The sequence below is a fragment of the Novosphingobium rosa NBRC 15208 genome (assembly GCF_001598555.1).
In the GTDB taxonomy this organism is placed as follows: Bacteria; Pseudomonadota; Alphaproteobacteria; order Sphingomonadales; family Sphingomonadaceae; genus Novosphingobium; species Novosphingobium rosa.
In genome coordinates, this window is sequence record NZ_BCZE01000187.1 from 1 (window position 1) to 784 (window position 784).

Sequence of the window (784 nt, forward strand, 5' to 3'; positions counted from 1 at the left end):
GGTGAGGGGGCTGTCCGTTCCGGCTTCACATCCTTCGCCTTCTTGTCCTGACGCAGGCCCAGGAAACTGGCATGCCGCACGCGGCCATCGCTGGTGAACTGGGCAAAGGCGATTTCGGCCACCAGCTTCGGTTTGATCCACTGGGCGCCGCGCGCCTCTGCCCTGGGCACCTCGGCGGGGGGCTTGCTCTGTGCTAGCGGAGCCATGGTCTCGGCGAGCTCCATGAGCATCTGCGTGTCGAAGCCGGTGCCGACCTTGCCCTTGTAGACCAGTTTGCCTTTTTCCATTTGGCCGAGCAGCAGGGCGCCGAAGGCACGGGCGCGGGCCGGACTTTTGGTCCAGCCCATCACGACGAACTCCTGCCGCAGGGTGCATTTGACCTTGACCCAATTGCGGGTCCGATCACCCCGATAGGGCGCATCGGCGCGCTTGGCGATGATGCCCTCCTGCCCGGCATGGCACATGGCGGTCAGCAGCTTTTCGCCGGCGCCGATGATATGCTCGGCCACATGGATCGGTGAGGTCGCTTCGGCGAGAAAGGCTTCGAGCCGTTCCTTGCGCTCGATGTTCGGGAGCGGCTTGAGATCCTCGCCCGAGAGATTGAGCAGATCGAAGGCGAAATAGGCAAGTCGCGGCGTGTCGCCGGCCTTCAGGGCAGCCTGCAGCGCCGAAAAACTCGGGTTGCCCTGCGCATCCAGCGCCACCACCTCGCCATCGATCAGCGCGGGAGGCAGGTCCAAGGCGGCCAGCGCATTGGCGACGGGCTGGAAACGCTCGGTCCAGT

At 65.1% G+C, this 784-nt stretch carries 1 protein-coding gene; it reads right to left on the reverse strand.

Annotated elements, in window-relative coordinates; all coding sequences use genetic code 11:
• A partial coding sequence (gene ligD, locus SR3_RS30345; RefSeq protein ID WP_218018919.1) for a non-homologous end-joining DNA ligase occupies nt 1-784 on the reverse strand: 784 nt, incomplete at both ends.